The organism is Hyphomonas oceanitis SCH89 (assembly GCF_000685295.1).
Lineage (GTDB): Bacteria > Pseudomonadota > Alphaproteobacteria > Caulobacterales > Hyphomonadaceae > Hyphomonas > Hyphomonas oceanitis.
This window is the reverse complement of record NZ_ARYL01000001.1, coordinates 94677-108719: the sequence shown is the minus strand read 5'-3', so window position 1 is coordinate 108719 and position 14043 is coordinate 94677. Positions and strand designations below refer to the sequence as shown.

16 protein-coding genes are annotated in these 14043 nt (G+C 62.4%); 12 read left to right on the top strand and 4 right to left on the bottom strand.

The window, feature by feature from the left end:
• Window positions 1-77: 77 nt before the first annotated feature.
• Window positions 78-1850, bottom strand: a complete 1773-nt coding sequence (locus tag HOC_RS20880; RefSeq protein ID WP_051624379.1) for a GtrA family protein — start codon at window positions 1848-1850, stop codon at window positions 78-80.
• Entirely contained in the window at window positions 1834-2817 is a 984-nt protein-coding gene (locus HOC_RS00545) for a glycosyltransferase family 2 protein (protein ID WP_035535107.1), read from the bottom strand. The genes HOC_RS20880 and HOC_RS00545 overlap by 17 nt, the downstream gene beginning before the upstream one ends.
• A gap of 282 nt (window positions 2818-3099) precedes the next feature.
• Here HOC_RS00545 and panD point away from each other — a divergent pair, with 282 nt between their 5' ends.
• Together panD and HOC_RS00535 are read left to right on the top strand one after the other, a co-directional pair.
• Window positions 3100-3456 (top strand): aspartate 1-decarboxylase, encoded by a 357-nt coding sequence (gene panD / locus HOC_RS00540; protein ID WP_035535104.1) that lies wholly within the window; start codon window positions 3100-3102, stop codon window positions 3454-3456.
• Window positions 3457-3546: 90 nt separating this feature from the next.
• Window positions 3547-5508 carry an alpha/beta hydrolase family protein gene (locus HOC_RS00535; protein ID WP_035534693.1) on the top strand — a complete coding sequence of 654 codons (1962 nt, stop codon included), beginning with the start codon at window positions 3547-3549 and terminating at the stop codon, window positions 5506-5508.
• On the opposite strand, the gene HOC_RS00530 is transcribed toward HOC_RS00535, so the two are convergent.
• On the bottom strand, window positions 5505-6560 hold the full coding sequence (locus HOC_RS00530; protein ID WP_035534690.1) for a class I SAM-dependent methyltransferase: 1056 nt from the start codon (window positions 6558-6560) through the stop codon (window positions 5505-5507). The genes HOC_RS00535 and HOC_RS00530 overlap by 4 nt on opposite strands.
• 6 nt (window positions 6561-6566) lie before the next feature.
• Window positions 6567-7526 (bottom strand): prolipoprotein diacylglyceryl transferase, encoded by a 960-nt coding sequence (lgt, locus tag HOC_RS00525; protein WP_241766824.1) that lies wholly within the window; start codon window positions 7524-7526, stop codon window positions 6567-6569.
• An 87-nt stretch (window positions 7527-7613) separates the two neighbouring features.
• On the opposite strand from lgt, the gene HOC_RS00520 reads away from it, so the two are divergent.
• From HOC_RS00520 to HOC_RS00475, 10 genes are all read left to right on the top strand, one after another.
• Window positions 7614-7865: an accessory factor UbiK family protein gene (locus tag HOC_RS00520; protein WP_035534686.1), complete on the top strand. Its 252-nt coding sequence runs from the start codon at window positions 7614-7616 to the stop codon at window positions 7863-7865.
• A gap of 131 nt (window positions 7866-7996) precedes the next feature.
• A complete protein-coding gene (locus HOC_RS00515) occupies window positions 7997-8500 on the top strand; it encodes a type III secretion system chaperone family protein (protein WP_035534683.1) in 504 nt (167 codons plus the stop codon).
• 11 nt (window positions 8501-8511) lie between these two features.
• On the top strand, window positions 8512-9333 hold the full coding sequence (proC, locus tag HOC_RS00510; RefSeq protein ID WP_035534680.1) for a pyrroline-5-carboxylate reductase: 822 nt from the start codon (window positions 8512-8514) through the stop codon (window positions 9331-9333).
• A gap of 8 nt (window positions 9334-9341) precedes the next feature.
• Window positions 9342-9992 (top strand): hypothetical protein, encoded by a 651-nt coding sequence (locus HOC_RS00505; RefSeq protein ID WP_035534677.1) that lies wholly within the window; start codon window positions 9342-9344, stop codon window positions 9990-9992.
• Between the two features lie 5 nt (window positions 9993-9997).
• Window positions 9998-11080 carry a phosphotransferase gene (locus tag HOC_RS00500; RefSeq protein ID WP_035534674.1) on the top strand — a complete coding sequence of 361 codons (1083 nt, stop codon included), beginning with the start codon at window positions 9998-10000 and terminating at the stop codon, window positions 11078-11080.
• A 178-nt stretch (window positions 11081-11258) separates the two neighbouring features.
• Window positions 11259-11555 (top strand): CtrA inhibitor SciP, encoded by a 297-nt coding sequence (gene sciP / locus HOC_RS00495; RefSeq protein WP_418887223.1) that lies wholly within the window; start codon window positions 11259-11261, stop codon window positions 11553-11555.
• 108 nt (window positions 11556-11663) lie between these two features.
• Window positions 11664-12314: a hypothetical protein gene (locus HOC_RS00490; protein WP_035534671.1), complete on the top strand. Its 651-nt coding sequence runs from the start codon at window positions 11664-11666 to the stop codon at window positions 12312-12314.
• Window positions 12315-12333: 19 nt separating this feature from the next.
• Window positions 12334-13272: a flagellar motor switch protein FliG gene (locus HOC_RS00485; protein WP_035534670.1), complete on the top strand. Its 939-nt coding sequence runs from the start codon at window positions 12334-12336 to the stop codon at window positions 13270-13272.
• The gene (locus tag HOC_RS00480) at window positions 13269-13637 is read left to right on the top strand and encodes a hypothetical protein (RefSeq protein ID WP_035534668.1); all 369 of its coding nucleotides are present in this window, start codon (window positions 13269-13271) and stop codon (window positions 13635-13637) included. Before HOC_RS00485 ends, HOC_RS00480 begins: the two co-directional genes overlap by 4 nt.
• Before the next feature lie 64 nt (window positions 13638-13701).
• The gene (locus HOC_RS00475; protein WP_034744562.1) at window positions 13702-13965 is read left to right on the top strand and encodes a FliM/FliN family flagellar motor switch protein; all 264 of its coding nucleotides are present in this window, start codon (window positions 13702-13704) and stop codon (window positions 13963-13965) included.
• Window positions 13966-14043 lie beyond the last annotated feature (78 nt).

Below are 14043 nucleotides of genomic sequence, written 5' to 3'. Positions count from 1 at the left end.
CAAAGCGAGCCGTTTTGCCGCCCACTATCATTCAACAGAGATTCCGCGCCGATCTGCTGGAACCCGGCTGGATTCGCCTATTTGTGCGGCTGTTTCTCGCGGCAGCGTTTGATCGCATCGGGCCTGAACAGGCTGGCATCCCTTGCCGCCAGCAAGGTCAGGCGAGGCGCAATGTGCTGCTGCGGAGCGCTGATTGTGGCGAGCGCGTCTGCCGGCACATCCGGCGCCGCCAGCGTCAGCTCACAGCCCGCTGCGTTGACCCGCATGGCAAGGCGAGCCGTGTTGATCGCGCTTGTGTCGTTCACGGACTTGGCAAGCACATAGCCGCAAAGCGCCAGAACGAACAGAATACGCATTTTTGCGCCGAGCTTTGGCAGCAGGATCAGTCCGGCAACGATCACGCTGAGCCAGGCATAGTTTGACAGGGTGATGTACCGGTTGGCGAACGCCTGCTCCGGGCCGAACGCCTGCCACCGCCCCAGCGCCGTCAACAGGCCTGCGCCAAGACTGAAGGCCAGCAGGGCCACCAGGCCGCGATAGGCCGCCAGAGATTTGCGGAAGTGCATCCAGCTAAGTCCGGCGATGGTGCCCAGCGCACCAACTGCCGCAGCCGCCACCAGCAGGCTGGCCGGTTTATAGATACGAGCCACGGCGCTCGCGGCGTAATTGGCCAGATAATGCCCAACGCCAAGCATGGTCTCCAGCGCGTTGCCATGCGGCAGCATCGTATCGCCATAGTTGCCGCGCGTTGCGCTGTAATGCAGGAAGAACGCAGCGAACAGGAGCGTCCACGTAAAACCAGCCAAGGCTCTCCGCTGCCGCGTGGTAACCGGCGCAAGGGCGATCAGGAAGAGGCCAACGGGCAGCAGGCACCATGCGGTAGCAAAGCCGTAAATGGCCACTGTGGCGGCTATGGCGGCCAGTCCCATACGCGCCCAGTTCAGGCCGGGCCGCATCAGAAGGGCAATACACCAGACGACCCCGGTCATGCTGGCAAAGATCGCCACCTGCCAGCCCCACAGCCAGTTTGCGGCCTGGTCCAGCGAGAAATAGATAAAGGCCGCCGCCGCCGTCACCCGCAACAGGGAGCGACCTTCACCCAGCTCATCAAGCGTGCGCCGCAGGATTTCGAACAGGGCGACAAATCCGAACGCCGCCAGAAGCAAGCTGATGCAGACATCCGGCCAGTGCGCCATGCCGGTCAGCTCGGCCGTGGCCAGCATCACGATATAGCCGCTCGCGTGCCAATGGCTGCCATGCTGGACGAAAAGGTCCGCAGGCTTCAGCGTTCCGGCCTGCGCCGCGTCCCATAGCGGAACGATGTCCCAGTGATCATGATAAGGCAGCTGGTAGTGGAAGATCAGCGTATAGGCTGCCGTCAGGGCAAAGAAGATGACGGGCGCCGCAAGCAGGCGATAATCGCGGCGTTTCGGGCCATCCGGCGCACGCTCGAACGCAAGGCCCTTGGACAGCATGAAGACGACAGGTGGGATGGTCACAATCGTGGTTGCGAACGCGAGCCAGAGATTGGCCCGGAACACATCCGTCATGATCACGAAGATCAGCACATTCAGCACAGCGCCGGTGATGGCCGCGAAGGCAAAGCCCGGCAGGGCCTGATGGTGAGGCACACGCGAGCCGAAGGTGAAGTGATAGTGTCCGAGGTATGAGACCGAAAAGGCGGTCAGAAAGCCCAAGAGCGTCGCCAGCGACGCGCGCATGCCCAGGCGTTCCGCCAGAAGCCAGAGGATGGCTGCATGGGTAAGTGTCGCGGCGACCCCCACGATGCCGAACCGGACGACCCGTGCAAGGCGCTGCATGGGCGCCAGCGGCTCACTTGGCGCCGTCATCGTCAGTCCCGCCAAAGATATCCTCGATGATATAGATCGGGCGTTGTTTGGTTTCAGCAAAGATCCGCGCAATATATTCTCCCAGCACCCCAATGCTGAGCAATTGAAGCCCCCCAAGGAAGAAGATGGCCGACGCAAGCGTGGCATAGCCCGGAATGTCACGCCCGAATGCCAGCGTCGAGATAACAATCCACATCGCGTAAATCAGCGCGCCCGTCGCGATGACCGTGCCGATGACGGACCATATTCGCAGGGGCAGTGCAGAGAAGGAAATGATCCCGTCCCACGCATAGCTGAAGAGCTTCAGGATCGGCCACTTGCTGCTGCCCGAGCTGCGCACACCGACATCGTAAGGCACGCTTTCCTGCGAAAAGCCGATCCAGGAATAAAGGCCCTTCATGAACCGGTTGGTTTCCGGCAGCGATCTGAGGGCATCGGCGGCGCGGCGGGAAAACAAGCGGAAGTCTCCCGCATCGGCCGGTATCTTCATTTCGGCTGTCGACGCGAAAATACGGTAGAACTGGCGCGACAAGGTATTGCGCAACCAGCCATCATTGCGGCCATTGCTGCGCGCGCCGTACACAACATCAACGCCGCGATCCGCAACTTCCAGCATGGCCGGAATGGTTTCCGGCGGATGCTGCAAGTCGGCATCCATCAGCAATATCCTGTCGCCCCGGGCTTCTTGGATACCTGCCAGCATGGCGGCTTCCTTGCCGAAATTACGGGACAGTTTCACGATGCGCATTTCCGGCACGCGTTCACATGCAGCGATAAGGGCCGCCAGGGTGGCGTCGCGGCTGCCATCGTCCACGCCGACAATCTCGAACGAGCCGCCGATCAGCGCCATTTGGGCGGTCAGGCGTTCGAGCAAGGCGTCGACATTTCCCGCTTCATTATAGAACGGGATGACGATCGACAGGGCAGGAGTGTCTCCACTCGGCGTTGCAGTATGTTTGGATATCATGCTGGACACACCGGACATCTGGAGACATGCGCGTAGTGACATGCAGCCTGGTATTTGACAATGGCGGGCCTTGGGGCGGGCCTATGGGCTAGCCTGACGCCCTTATGTGGCAGAACCATTGCAGGGAGCGTGGCGGGCCTGTTTTTTGCAAGCGTTGCAAAATGGGGCTTTACGCTTCAGATGCTGCAGTGCCATAAGCCGCTTGCCGACGGGGCAGCAGAACCCCATATACTCACTGTGAGCATATTTGCCACGCTGTCTAATCGCCGGGAGGGCACATCCTTGTTGCTCAACATGTTGAAAGCCAAACTTCACTCTGCCACGGTCACCCAGTGTGACCTGCACTATGAAGGTTCCATCTCCATCGACCAGGACCTGCTCGACGCGTCCGGCATCCTGCCGCACGAGCGCGTGGACCTGTGGAACGTCACCAATGGCGCCCGCCTCCAGACATATGCGCTCGAAGCGCCGCGTGGCTCGCGCACGATTGGCGTCAACGGCGCTGCGGCCCGTCATTTCGCTGTCGGCGACAAGATCATCATCGCGGCATTTGCCAGCGTCGAGGCCGAAAAAGCCCGCCAGCATGCACCGACGGTCGTGCTGCTTGACGACGCCAACGAGATCAAAATCCCGGCCTGACCCGCGCCGCGACTGATTTTACAATTTCATGGTTGAAACCCGCGTAACCCTCGCGCAGGTTGCAATGCGAACAAAGCGTTGCGGGGAATCATGCGGGCATTCATACTGGGATTGGTCATCCTGCTTCTGGGCCAGTCGGCACTGGCGCAGTCCGATGCGCCACATCCCGCGCTTGAAGCCTACGGCGAGTTGCCCCGTGTGCGCCACATGGCCATGTCACCGGACGGCGAGACGGTGGCCTTCGTCTATCGCCAGAATGGCTCTGACGTTATCGCCACGCTGGATATTGCCACAAAGGCCATCACGCCGCGCCTGTCGGTCGACAATATCGCCACCCGCAATATCTGGTTTGCCGACGGCAAGCACCTGATCCTCAGCGTCTCCGACACCAAGGACCTCTACGGTTACAAAGGCAGCTTCGAATACTCGGAATCCTTTTCCCTGAACCTCGATACAAACAAGTCGCAACAATTGCTGCGGGCAACGCGGGACATCTATCCGGCGCAAGCCGGCCTCGGCAAGATCGTCGGCGTGGACAGCGAGGCTGGCCAGGCCCTGATGCCGGCCTACATGCTCCGCCAGTCCAATCGGTCAGGCATCCCCGAGTTCGACCTGCTCAAGGTCGATCTGGACTCCGGTTTTGGCAAAGGTTTCAAATCGGGCACGCCCTACACGATAGACTGGTTCGTCGACCCCAAGGGTACGGTCCTCGCTCGCGAGGAATATAACAACTCCACCAACATGTACCGCATCTACAGCGACCTCTCCGACGGACGCGGCCCCATCTACGAGGAGCAGGCATCGCGCCCGCCCTTCAACCTGATTGGCGTCAAGCCAGACAGGTCCGCGCTGATATTCGTCAGTGACGCCGATGAGAATGAAGGCTTCGACGCGATGTTCGAACTCGGCATGGATGGCGAGATCACCGGCCCGGTCCTGGCGCGCGAAGGCTCCGACATGGAGAGCGTCTTCCGCGACAAGAACCGCATCGTCGAAGGCATCCGCTATGCCGGCCCGTCGCCCAGCTACTTCTTCTATGATGAAGCGCTCAACAAGGACGTGCAGGCCCTGGTGGACCGTTTCGAAGGCGGCTCCGTGGAAATCGTCAGCCACAGCCGCGACTGGAACAGGATCCTCGTTTCCGTTTTCAATTCCTATGGCGTTAACAAATACGTCGTGCTCGACCGTAAGTCGGGCGAACTGATCGGCCTGATGGATGACCGCGATGAGATCCCGGTGGAGGCCGTCGGACAGGTTCTGGCGATCTCCTATCCCGCGCGTGACGGGCTCAACATTCCCGCGATCCTCACGCTCCCGGCGGGCGTCAGCTCTGCCGATCTCGCCAACCTGCCGATGGTCGTCATGCCGCACGGCGGGCCTGCCGCTTATGATGCTGTCACGTTTGACTGGATGGCGCAGTATTTCGCCAATCGCGGTTATCTCGTGCTTCAGCCGAACTTCCGCGGCTCCGATGGTTACGGGCGCGAGTTCCTGCATGCCGGTCATGGCGAATGGGGCGCGAAGATGCAGGACGATGTCAGCGATGGCGTGGCAGCGATGATCGCCGAGGGCCTCGTCGATCCGGCGCGCGTCTGCATCGTTGGCGCCAGCTATGGTGGCTATTCCGCCCTGGCAGGCGGCGCCTTCACACCGGACCTCTACAAATGCGTGGTCGCTGTGGCGCCGGTCTCTGATCTTCCCAGAATGATATCGGACGAAGCATCCAATTACGGGTCGCGGCACTGGGCTGTCGATTACTGGAAAGAACTTATCGGCGATCCCAAATCGCCCACCGTCAATCTCGACGCCATCTCGCCTGCCAACAGCGCCGCGGCATTCAAGGCGCCTGTCCTGCTCATCCATGGCAACAAGGACACCGTCGTGCCGATCAGCCAGAGCGAGGGCATGCAGCGCGCGCTCGAGAAAGCTGGCAAGTCCGTGAAGTTCATCCGCCTCGACGGCGAAGACCACTGGCTCTCCGAAGGCGCCACCCGCATCGAGACGCTGCGTGCCATGGCAGACTTCGTCGAGGCCAATATCGGGGCCCGCTAGAAACCGGCAGGTTTCGGCAGGTCCGTGCTGGAAAGGCAGATCACCTTGAAGCGCTCGCCCATGTCCTTCGGGTCGATCAGGCGCTGGGCGGCGTTGAAGATCGCTTCGGCATCGTCCTCATTGGCTTTCACCAGCTGGTTCAGCCGCGCCTGCGCGCCAAGGCCCAGCAGGAACATGCCTTGCGGCGTCGGCCCGTGCACGTCGAGCCCGGCGCTGGCCGCAATCCGTTTCAGGCGACCAAAATCCACGTCGACGGTCAGGTCCGTCTCACCCGGGGCCAACAAGGGCGAGACTTGCTCGCCATCCTTGAAGGCGCGCAGGGAATCCCCCGGCGCCCGGTCCACCGGACCATAGTCGATCAGTAGCGCATGCACAGGCAGGCCATTGGCCGCGCGCGTTGCCAGTTCAGCCACCAGGATGTCGAGCCCGATCTGGACTTCCACGCAATTGGCCGTCTGCGCCGTGCCCTCAGGTGCGCTTCGGCCATCGGCAGCAAGGCCGAAAGCCAGTGCGCCTTCCGCATCCAGCCCGACAACACATTCGCGCCAGTCCTCGCCATCGCGGCGGAACTGGCGTGCGGGCAGGCAGTCGAGATATTCGTTGGCGAGGATGATCGTCGGCAGCGCTGGCACTTCGGATGCCTGCTCGGCAAATTGCGGCTCGTAGACGGCCAGGCGCTCGACCTGCACATCGCGCAGCGCCGGGCTCGGCTCGACGAGATAGAGTTGCATCGCGTCCGCAAACGGCTTGCCCCCCGCCACGAAGGCCATGCGCAGCGCGTCCTGCATCAGCACGCCGCGCCCCGGTCCAATCTCGACCAGACAGAACGCCGAGGGCGATCCAATCGCCTGCCACTCATGCACCACCCAAAGGCCCAGCAGTTCGCCGAACACCTGGCTCGTTTCCGGCGCGGTGATGAAGTCCTGGCCCAAGCCTGGACGGGTGGCATAATAGCCGTCCTGCCTGTCATGCAACGCAAGCTGCATATAGGTCGAAACGGGTATCGGCCCGCCGGTTTCGATCAGGCGAATGAGGCGTTCTTTCAGGGTCATATCAGTCTAGTCAGGTGAGTGCAGGGGCTTTGGCTTGAGCGCGTTCCAGACCAGCCATGCGCCGCCGATCCACATCGGGGTCGACAGGATCATGCCCATGGTCAGGCCGAAAGGCAGGTCGCTGGCGAAGGAATCCGGCAGGCGGAAATTCTCGACGATGGAGCGCCCGGTGCCATACATCAGCAGGAACAGGCCCGCGACGAGTCCAGGCTTCTTCAGCGCGTTGAACTTCCAGATCAGGATCGAGGCCACGATTAGCGGCAGCAGGCCTTCCAGCGCCGCCTCGTAAAGCTGGCTCGGATGGCGCGCAAACTCATGGCCATTATAGACCCATTGCTTCGCCACCCAGTCATAGGCCGGCGGGGTCGAGCCCGGCACGACGCCTTCGGGAAAGACCATGCCCACGGCGGCGTCGGTCTTGCGGCCATAAAGCTCGGCATTGATGAAATTGGCGAGCCGGCCGAACATGATGCCGATCGGCGCCACGACGCCCGCAATATCGCCCAGCGGCAGCAGGTTCAGCTTGCGGCGCCGGGCGATCACGATGATGGCCAGCGTCACGCCGATCAGGCCGCCATGGAACGACATGCCGCCATCCCATATCTTCAGCACGCTCATCGGGTTCGCCGCGATCACGTCCTGCTGGTAGGGCACCATGTAGAACAGGACATAGCCAAGCCGTCCGCCGAGGATGATGCCCAGGATGATCCAGAACATGATGTCGTCGAGATCGTCTTTGGTGGCTGGCGCCTTGCCACCGAACATGGCCGGACGGCTGATCAGTGCCGTCGCATACTGCCAGGCCAGCATGATGCCCGCGATATAGGCCAGCGCATACCAGCGCAGGTGGAACGTCCCGAGCCCGACAAAGCCGAAGTCGATCGACACGAGCGCCGGGCTGATTTCCGGGAAATGAAGGGCCTGCGCTGCCATCGGCACGGCCATCAAACTCACAAGGTCTGTCATGCGGCGTCTTTTCCCTGTCTGGAATGCGTCCTATCTGTTAGGCAGCAGACAATCATGCCCAGCCGCCCCGCGCGAAGGAGTAGCCTCATGGCGAACACAAATCCACTGCTCGATGACATTGCGGGCCTGATGACCGGCGCCATGGGCGCTGCCCGCGCCGCTGGCGAGGAAGCCAAGACCGCCGCCCAGTCGCGTGTCCGCGCGCTGATCGCCGACATGGACCTCGCCGGGCGTGACGAAGTCGAGGCCCTGAAGGCCCTCGCAACCGCTGCGCTTGAACGTGTCGAAGCGCTCGAAGCCCGCGTTGCGACGCTCGAAGCCGACGCGAAAGCGAAATAGGCCCAACCTGTAGAATAGTGCCGTTAACCTGTAGACTTAGGTAGACGCGCCTTTACGCACTTGCTTAGCTGCCCTTGGCCTCGGCACGCGAATCCTGCACCGTGCATACGAGACCGAAAGGGGAACCCATCATGAGTCTTGATCTCTCCCGGAGTGAGATTGATCTGCCAGACCCGCTTGAACGGGTCGAAGAAGCGCTGGAGACGGCTGGCTGGCAGTATGATCGCGACGACGATGGCACGATCCAGGCCGTGGCCGAAACCAAATGGGGCGACATGGGCGCCCTGTTTGCCTATCGCCCGGATCCCTCCGCAATCCATTTCTCGATGACGCTTGACGTCAAGCCGGTGCCTGCGCGCCGCGCGGCGATTGCCGAACTCATCATGATGGCGAACGAGCGCCTCTGGCTCGGCCATTTCGATTACTGGGCCGATGAAGGCGTCATCATCTTCCGCTACACATTCTCGATGCTCGACCGGGATGAAGTCTCCCCCGGCGAGGCCCGCGCCGCCATCGCGGCAGGTGTCAGCGCTGTTGACCGGTTCGTTCCCGCCTTCAACTTCCTCATCTGGGCCGGCAAGTCGCCCCGCGAGGCGATTGAGGCGGTCATGTTCGAAACCCACGGCGAAGCCTGAGACAGACGCACATGGCAGGCAAGGCAGTGTCCGCTCCGACTATCGTAATGATCGGCGCGGGGCGTATGGGCGCCGCGCTCGTGCGCGGCTGGCTCGCCGCGAAGACCAGGTCGCGCATCATCCTGATTGATCCGACGCCGTCCGAGGAAGTGTCGGGCTGGGCCGAGGCTGGCAAGGTCCAGCTGAACCCCGCGCCTCAGCCCGCCGATATCCTAATCCTCTGCGTGAAGCCGCAAGTGTTCACGTCCGTTGTCGAGGACACGTCCGCTTTCGTCGGCCCGAAGACGCTGATTGTCTCGGTCATGGCGGGCATCTTGATGAAGCAACTCGCGGCTGCGTTTGACACGCCCCGCGTGATCCGCGCCATGCCGAATACACCGGGCGCCATCGGGCAGGGCGTGACGGTCATCACCGCGCCGCCCGGAGCTGATGCGGCCGACATTGATGTGGTCACCAGTCTGCTCAAGCCGCTCGGCGATGTTGAAGGCCCCATTGATGAGAAACTCATCTCGGCGGCGGCCGGTGTTTCGGGCTGCGGCCCGGCCTATGTCTTCCTGCTGGCAGAAGTGATGGCCATGGCGGGCGAGGCGGAAGGCCTTCCGAAAGACCTGGCCGCCCGTCTTGCCCGCAAGACTGTCGAGGGGGCCGCTGCCCTGATGGCATCCACCGGCGAAGCCCCGGATACGCTGCGTAAAGCGGTCACTTCACCCAAGGGAGTGACGCAGGCTGCCCTTGACATCCTCATGGATGAGGGTGGGATGCCAGCCCTGATGAGAAAGGCTCTGCGTGCGGCGGCCAACCGTGAAAGGGACCTCTCTCGCCAAAAGGATTAGACGAGGGAATGCCCGTGGCGCGAAATGCAAGCATCATCGACCAAGGCCTCCGCGCCGCGCTTGAACTGGCGGCAGAGAAACCCTGGGCTTCGCTGACGCTCGGCGAGATTGCCCTGCGCGCCGACCTTACCCTGAATGACTTCCATGGCATTGCCACGCGCGAAACGCTGGCGGACGCTGTCGATGCCCATTTCGACCGCGCCATGTCCGCCGAAGGCGTCGCCAGTGACGACCTTCCCCGCGAGCGCCTGTTCGAAGTCATCATGCTGCGCTTTGAAGCGATGGAAGACTATCGCGACGGGCTGAAATCCCTTTTCAGCTATCGAGAAACCGCGCCAGAACATCTGGTGCGTCTTCCCGCTGCCCGCGCCGCCTCTGCCCGCTGGGCGCTGGCCTCTGCCGGGCTCGATGATGACAGCGGCGGTCCGCTCAACCTGAAAGTCCTGGCCACGGCGTTCGTCATCGCCCGTACCGAGCGCGCGTGGCGCAAGGAAACGAGCGGTGATTTCGCACTCACCATGGCCGCACTGGATAAATCACTGCGCGCTGCCGAGGCGCGCATGGGCTGGATATCCCGCTTCACCGGGCGCTCCACGTCCGACACAGCCAAACCAACACAAGAAAACGATGCACCTGAAAAAGGTGCCACTGGGGAGTAGAATACATGAACCGTCCGGGATTAGACGGAAACCCGCTGGAGCTGACGCCCGGCTGGTTTAACGACCTGTTTGAAACAATCGGGATTGATGCCGAAGTAAAGGGCCTGACGGCCAAGGCGATCGGCACGGGCCAGATCGGCGAGAATGTCCGCTTCGTGTTCGACTATGCCCACAAGGGCGAAAACGCCCCCGACACGCTTGTCGGCAAGTTCCCGTCCGGCAGCGAAGCGAGCCTCGCGACGGCCCAGATGCTCGGTCACTACAAGCGTGAGGTCATGTTCTACCGCACCTTCCCGAAAGTGGCGGGCCGCATCACGCCGGGCGCCTTCTATACTGACTATGACGAGGCCACCAATCGCTTCGCCCTCATCATGGAAGACATGGCGCCGTCGGAACAGGGCGACCAGCTGAAGGGCTGCTCGGTGGCTGAAGCCGAACTGGCGCTGGCATCAGCCGCTGTTCTTCACGCCGCCTACTGGCAGGACGAAAGCCTTGACCAGCATGACTGGTTGCAAGGCACCGCAGCTGCGCCGCCGCCCGCGCTGACGCCCGAGCAGGTTGCCGGCCTCTGGACCGGTTTCAAGGAACGCTACAAGGACCAGCTCAAATCTGACGTCATCGAGGTCGGTGATGCTTATGCCGCTGCCTTGCCGCGCTGGAGCGAAGCCCATGAGGGACCCTTCGCGCTGACCCATAATGACTTCCGGCTCGACAACATGCTGTTCGGCAAGCCCGGCGCACCGAAGCCGATTGCGCTGGTGGACTGGCAGACAGCGGCCAAGGGTGCGCCAGCCAATGACGTCGCCTATTTCATCGGCGCAGGCCTCACACGTGAAGAGCGCCCCAAGCATGAGAAGGCCCTGCTGCGCTATTATCATGACCGGCTCACAGAGGCGGGTGTGACCAGCTACAGCTTCAGCGATCTCTATGACGATTACCGCTGGTTCTCGTTCTACGGCATGTCGGTTGCCTTCGGCGCGGCCATGCTCGTCAAGCAGACGGAACGGGGCGACGAGATGTTCCTCACCATGCTTCGCCGGCATGCCGCGCAGGCCCGGGATAATGACGCGCTCGCACTTCTCGCCTGAAATTTTTTTAATGTGAATCGCAATAAAACCGGGGAAAAACGGCATTTGTCCCGGTGCGGGACAGCTTTCCAAACATCCTCCTAACGCGGGGGGCGAAACTCACACGTCTCCTTATGCGTCGGCTTAAATCCGCTCGTGTACACCACTGTCTGAGGGCCTGAAGAAGTCGGGTTACGACATGACCGAAGAATGGTGTGTGGATATGGAAATGCAGAACGCAAACATGACGAGCGTCAAAGGCCCGGACGGCCAGATGCTCACCCTGGCAGACCTGCCATCGCCGGGGATTTCCCGTTGGGTGACGCGCCGCAAGGCAGAAGTCGTTGCGGCCGTTTCAGGTGGGCTGCTTTCACGCAAGGCTGCGTGCGAACGCTACAACCTGACGGACGAGGAATATGAAGGCTGGGAGAAGCTTTACTCCCGCCATGGCATCAAGGGCCTGCGCACAACGCGGCTCCAGAAGTACCGCCGCTAGTCGGTCCGGTATTCGTTACCAACAGCCTGCCCGTTAAACACAAATTTACGGGCAGGCCGCTATCACCTGAATTGAACTCCGTTTTTCCGGAGGATTCAGGAGAGGTTGATGGCAAGCAGATCCGGCAAAGGTAAACCCGGCGCGGGCCCCTCTTCACGGGCGCTCGCGATGGCGGCGTTTGTCATCGCACTCGGCCTGCTCGCCTGGCGCGGCAGTACATTGCTCACCGCCGACCATCCGCTCCCCGCTTCAGCGACCCCGCTCGAAGTCTCCCTCATGAACCTGGTTGATCCCGTCGCCGGACCCGGCAATGCGCGCATCAGTGTCACCACGACCGCCACCGGCGGCCGCACCGTGCTCGTCCTCCTGGACGCGGCCGAAGCAGCCCAGGCCTCCATGATCGAAAGCCTCGTCACCACCGCTGCACGTCTCGACGTCGCCTCGGGTGACTTGCTCGTTATCCAGACAGCCCCCTTCGCGCGCGGCGCGCCCGGACGGCCCGACGCGGAGGCCTATGGCGAGCTTGCGCTCCTCGCGCTGCTTGCAGGTCTCGCCGGCTGGCTCGGCTTTGCCCACGAATGGACTCGGAAGTCCCGGGAATGGTCCGGGAATACCCTGAAGCGCCCCCGGAAGCGCCCGCGCGCTCCCTCGCAACGACCCCTATGCGCCCCCTTCGGACCGTGCCAGTCACTAGTGATGTCGCTGACCTCGCCCGCAAGGATCCGGCTCGCGCGGCTGATATCCTGCGCGGCTGGATGAAGAACGGGACGGACGCCGCATGAGCGCTCTCGCCGTCATACCTGCAACAAACATTACAGCGCGCGACGGTCTCGCCCGCTCCGCCCGCCTGATGCGCGCCCTCGGTCCTGAGGCCGCCGGCATCTGGGCCGAGCTTGAGCCCGATGAAGCCCGCAAACTCACCGCCGCCATGGACGCCCTCGACGACAATATGGACGGCGAAACCGAAGCGGCCCGCAGCTTTCTCGATGCGCACCGCAGTCTCGGTCCTGCAACAAAAACAACAGGTTCCGTCTGGTCACGTCTCTCGGCCCTAGACACTGGGGCCCTCGCTAACCTGTTCGTAGACGAGCACCCCCAGACGCTCGCCTTCGTCCTGTCCAGGCTGCAAGGCGACGCCTCCGCCCGTCTCCTGCGGGCCCTCAGCCCGCGTGTTGCCATCGATGCGATGCACCGCCTGCTGCACCTCGGCCCGGTTCACCCCGGCGCGGCAGCCAGCCTTGAATCCTATATCGCACAACAGATCGACAGCCTGCACGGCAACGCCCGGCAAGGCGGCCATGAAAGCGTTGCCCGCATCTTCGACCGCCTCGACAGCCGCCTCGAAAAATCCTTCCTCGCTGCATTGGATACAGCAGAACCCGGCGCCGGCGAGAAGGTCCGCGCGCTCATGTTCACCTTCGACGACCTGGCGCGTCTCGACGCAGCCGGCCTGCAGACACTGCTCGCATCCGCTGACCGTTCCACCCTGATCATCGCCCTGAAAGGCGCCCGCGAAGAGACCGCCGCGGCCTTCTTCCGTAACATGACCCGCCGCGCTGGCGACCTCCTGCGCGACGAGATTTCTGCCCACGGCGCCGTGCGCCGCAGCGAAGTCGAAGCCGCCCGTCAGGCCCTGGTCTCGCTGGCGCGCGACCTCATGGCTCGAGGCGACATCCGCGCCACTGGCGGCCGGGAAGACGAGGAATTGATCGAATGACCCATCGTGCCGTGAAGTCTGTCCAAGCCTTTGAATTTCGTAGTGATTTTACGCTTCCTGCAGAGCCTCGGCAGCCGCAGCGCGAGCAGATGGACCTGTCAGCGCCGGAGCTGGCCCGCCTCCTGTCGCAAGCCCGGGCTGAAGGCCTCGCCGAGGCAACCCGTCTTGAAGCCTCGCAGACGGAAGAGCGCATGCAGGCCGTCACGCTGAAGCTCAACGAAGCCCTCGCGGACCTCGTTACGCTTGCCCGCCATATCGAGACAGGTGCGTATGAGGGGCTGGACGTCGCCAAGTCGCTGAATCTTATCAATGCCACCGCCCAGCGCATCATCGACGGACAGGGCGACCTGTTTGCGACGCGTTAACGATTTGACACGCACACTCGCTACACTTTAACGGCTAGAGCAGTCCCAAGGAATCGTCCGGCCCATGCAACCTGCCAATCCCGCCCTTGAAAAGTCACTGATGGACGTGCCTGTGCGCGTCGATGTCGTGCTGGGTGAAGTGCGCATGCCGATTGAGGAATTGATGGCGCTGTCGCCTGGCGAGATTGTCGCCCTTGAGCGGCGCACCAATGAAATGATCGACATTTACGTGTCCGACCGCCTGATGGCCCGTGGCCGCCTCGTGGTCGCAGATGGGCAGCTCGGCGTCACGCTGTCCGAAATCGTCGACGAACGGGCGGCCGCTTAGGCCACTGATAAATCCATACATGCCGTGAATGCTGCCCTGTGAGTAAACGGGGCCTTTCGTGAATCTGCTGTCATGTAT

What these genes read in the sequence shown, in the direction of transcription:
- HOC_RS20880 (WP_051624379.1), bottom strand. Translation starts at nt 1,850, where the DNA reads ATGACGGCGCCAAGTGAGCCGCTGGCGCCCATGCAGCGCCTTGCACGG.
- HOC_RS00545 (WP_035535107.1), bottom strand. Translation starts at nt 2,817, where the DNA reads ATGATATCCAAACATACTGCAACGCCGAGTGGAGACACTCCTGCCCTG.
- HOC_RS00535 (WP_035534693.1), top strand. Translation starts at nt 3,547, where the DNA reads ATGCGGGCATTCATACTGGGATTGGTCATCCTGCTTCTGGGCCAGTCG.
- HOC_RS00530 (WP_035534690.1), bottom strand. Translation starts at nt 6,560, where the DNA reads ATGACCCTGAAAGAACGCCTCATTCGCCTGATCGAAACCGGCGGGCCG.
- lgt (WP_241766824.1), bottom strand. Translation starts at nt 7,526, where the DNA reads ATGACAGACCTTGTGAGTTTGATGGCCGTGCCGATGGCAGCGCAGGCC.
- HOC_RS00520 (WP_035534686.1), top strand. Translation starts at nt 7,614, where the DNA reads ATGGCGAACACAAATCCACTGCTCGATGACATTGCGGGCCTGATGACC.
- HOC_RS00515 (WP_035534683.1), top strand. Translation starts at nt 7,997, where the DNA reads ATGAGTCTTGATCTCTCCCGGAGTGAGATTGATCTGCCAGACCCGCTT.
- proC (WP_035534680.1), top strand. Translation starts at nt 8,512, where the DNA reads ATGGCAGGCAAGGCAGTGTCCGCTCCGACTATCGTAATGATCGGCGCG.
- HOC_RS00505 (WP_035534677.1), top strand. Translation starts at nt 9,342, where the DNA reads ATGCCCGTGGCGCGAAATGCAAGCATCATCGACCAAGGCCTCCGCGCC.
- HOC_RS00500 (WP_035534674.1), top strand. Translation starts at nt 9,998, where the DNA reads ATGAACCGTCCGGGATTAGACGGAAACCCGCTGGAGCTGACGCCCGGC.
- sciP (WP_418887223.1), top strand. Translation starts at nt 11,259, where the DNA reads ATGACCGAAGAATGGTGTGTGGATATGGAAATGCAGAACGCAAACATG.
- HOC_RS00490 (WP_035534671.1), top strand. Translation starts at nt 11,664, where the DNA reads ATGGCAAGCAGATCCGGCAAAGGTAAACCCGGCGCGGGCCCCTCTTCA.
- HOC_RS00485 (WP_035534670.1), top strand. Translation starts at nt 12,334, where the DNA reads ATGAGCGCTCTCGCCGTCATACCTGCAACAAACATTACAGCGCGCGAC.
- HOC_RS00480 (WP_035534668.1), top strand. Translation starts at nt 13,269, where the DNA reads ATGACCCATCGTGCCGTGAAGTCTGTCCAAGCCTTTGAATTTCGTAGT.
- HOC_RS00475 (WP_034744562.1), top strand. Translation starts at nt 13,702, where the DNA reads ATGCAACCTGCCAATCCCGCCCTTGAAAAGTCACTGATGGACGTGCCT.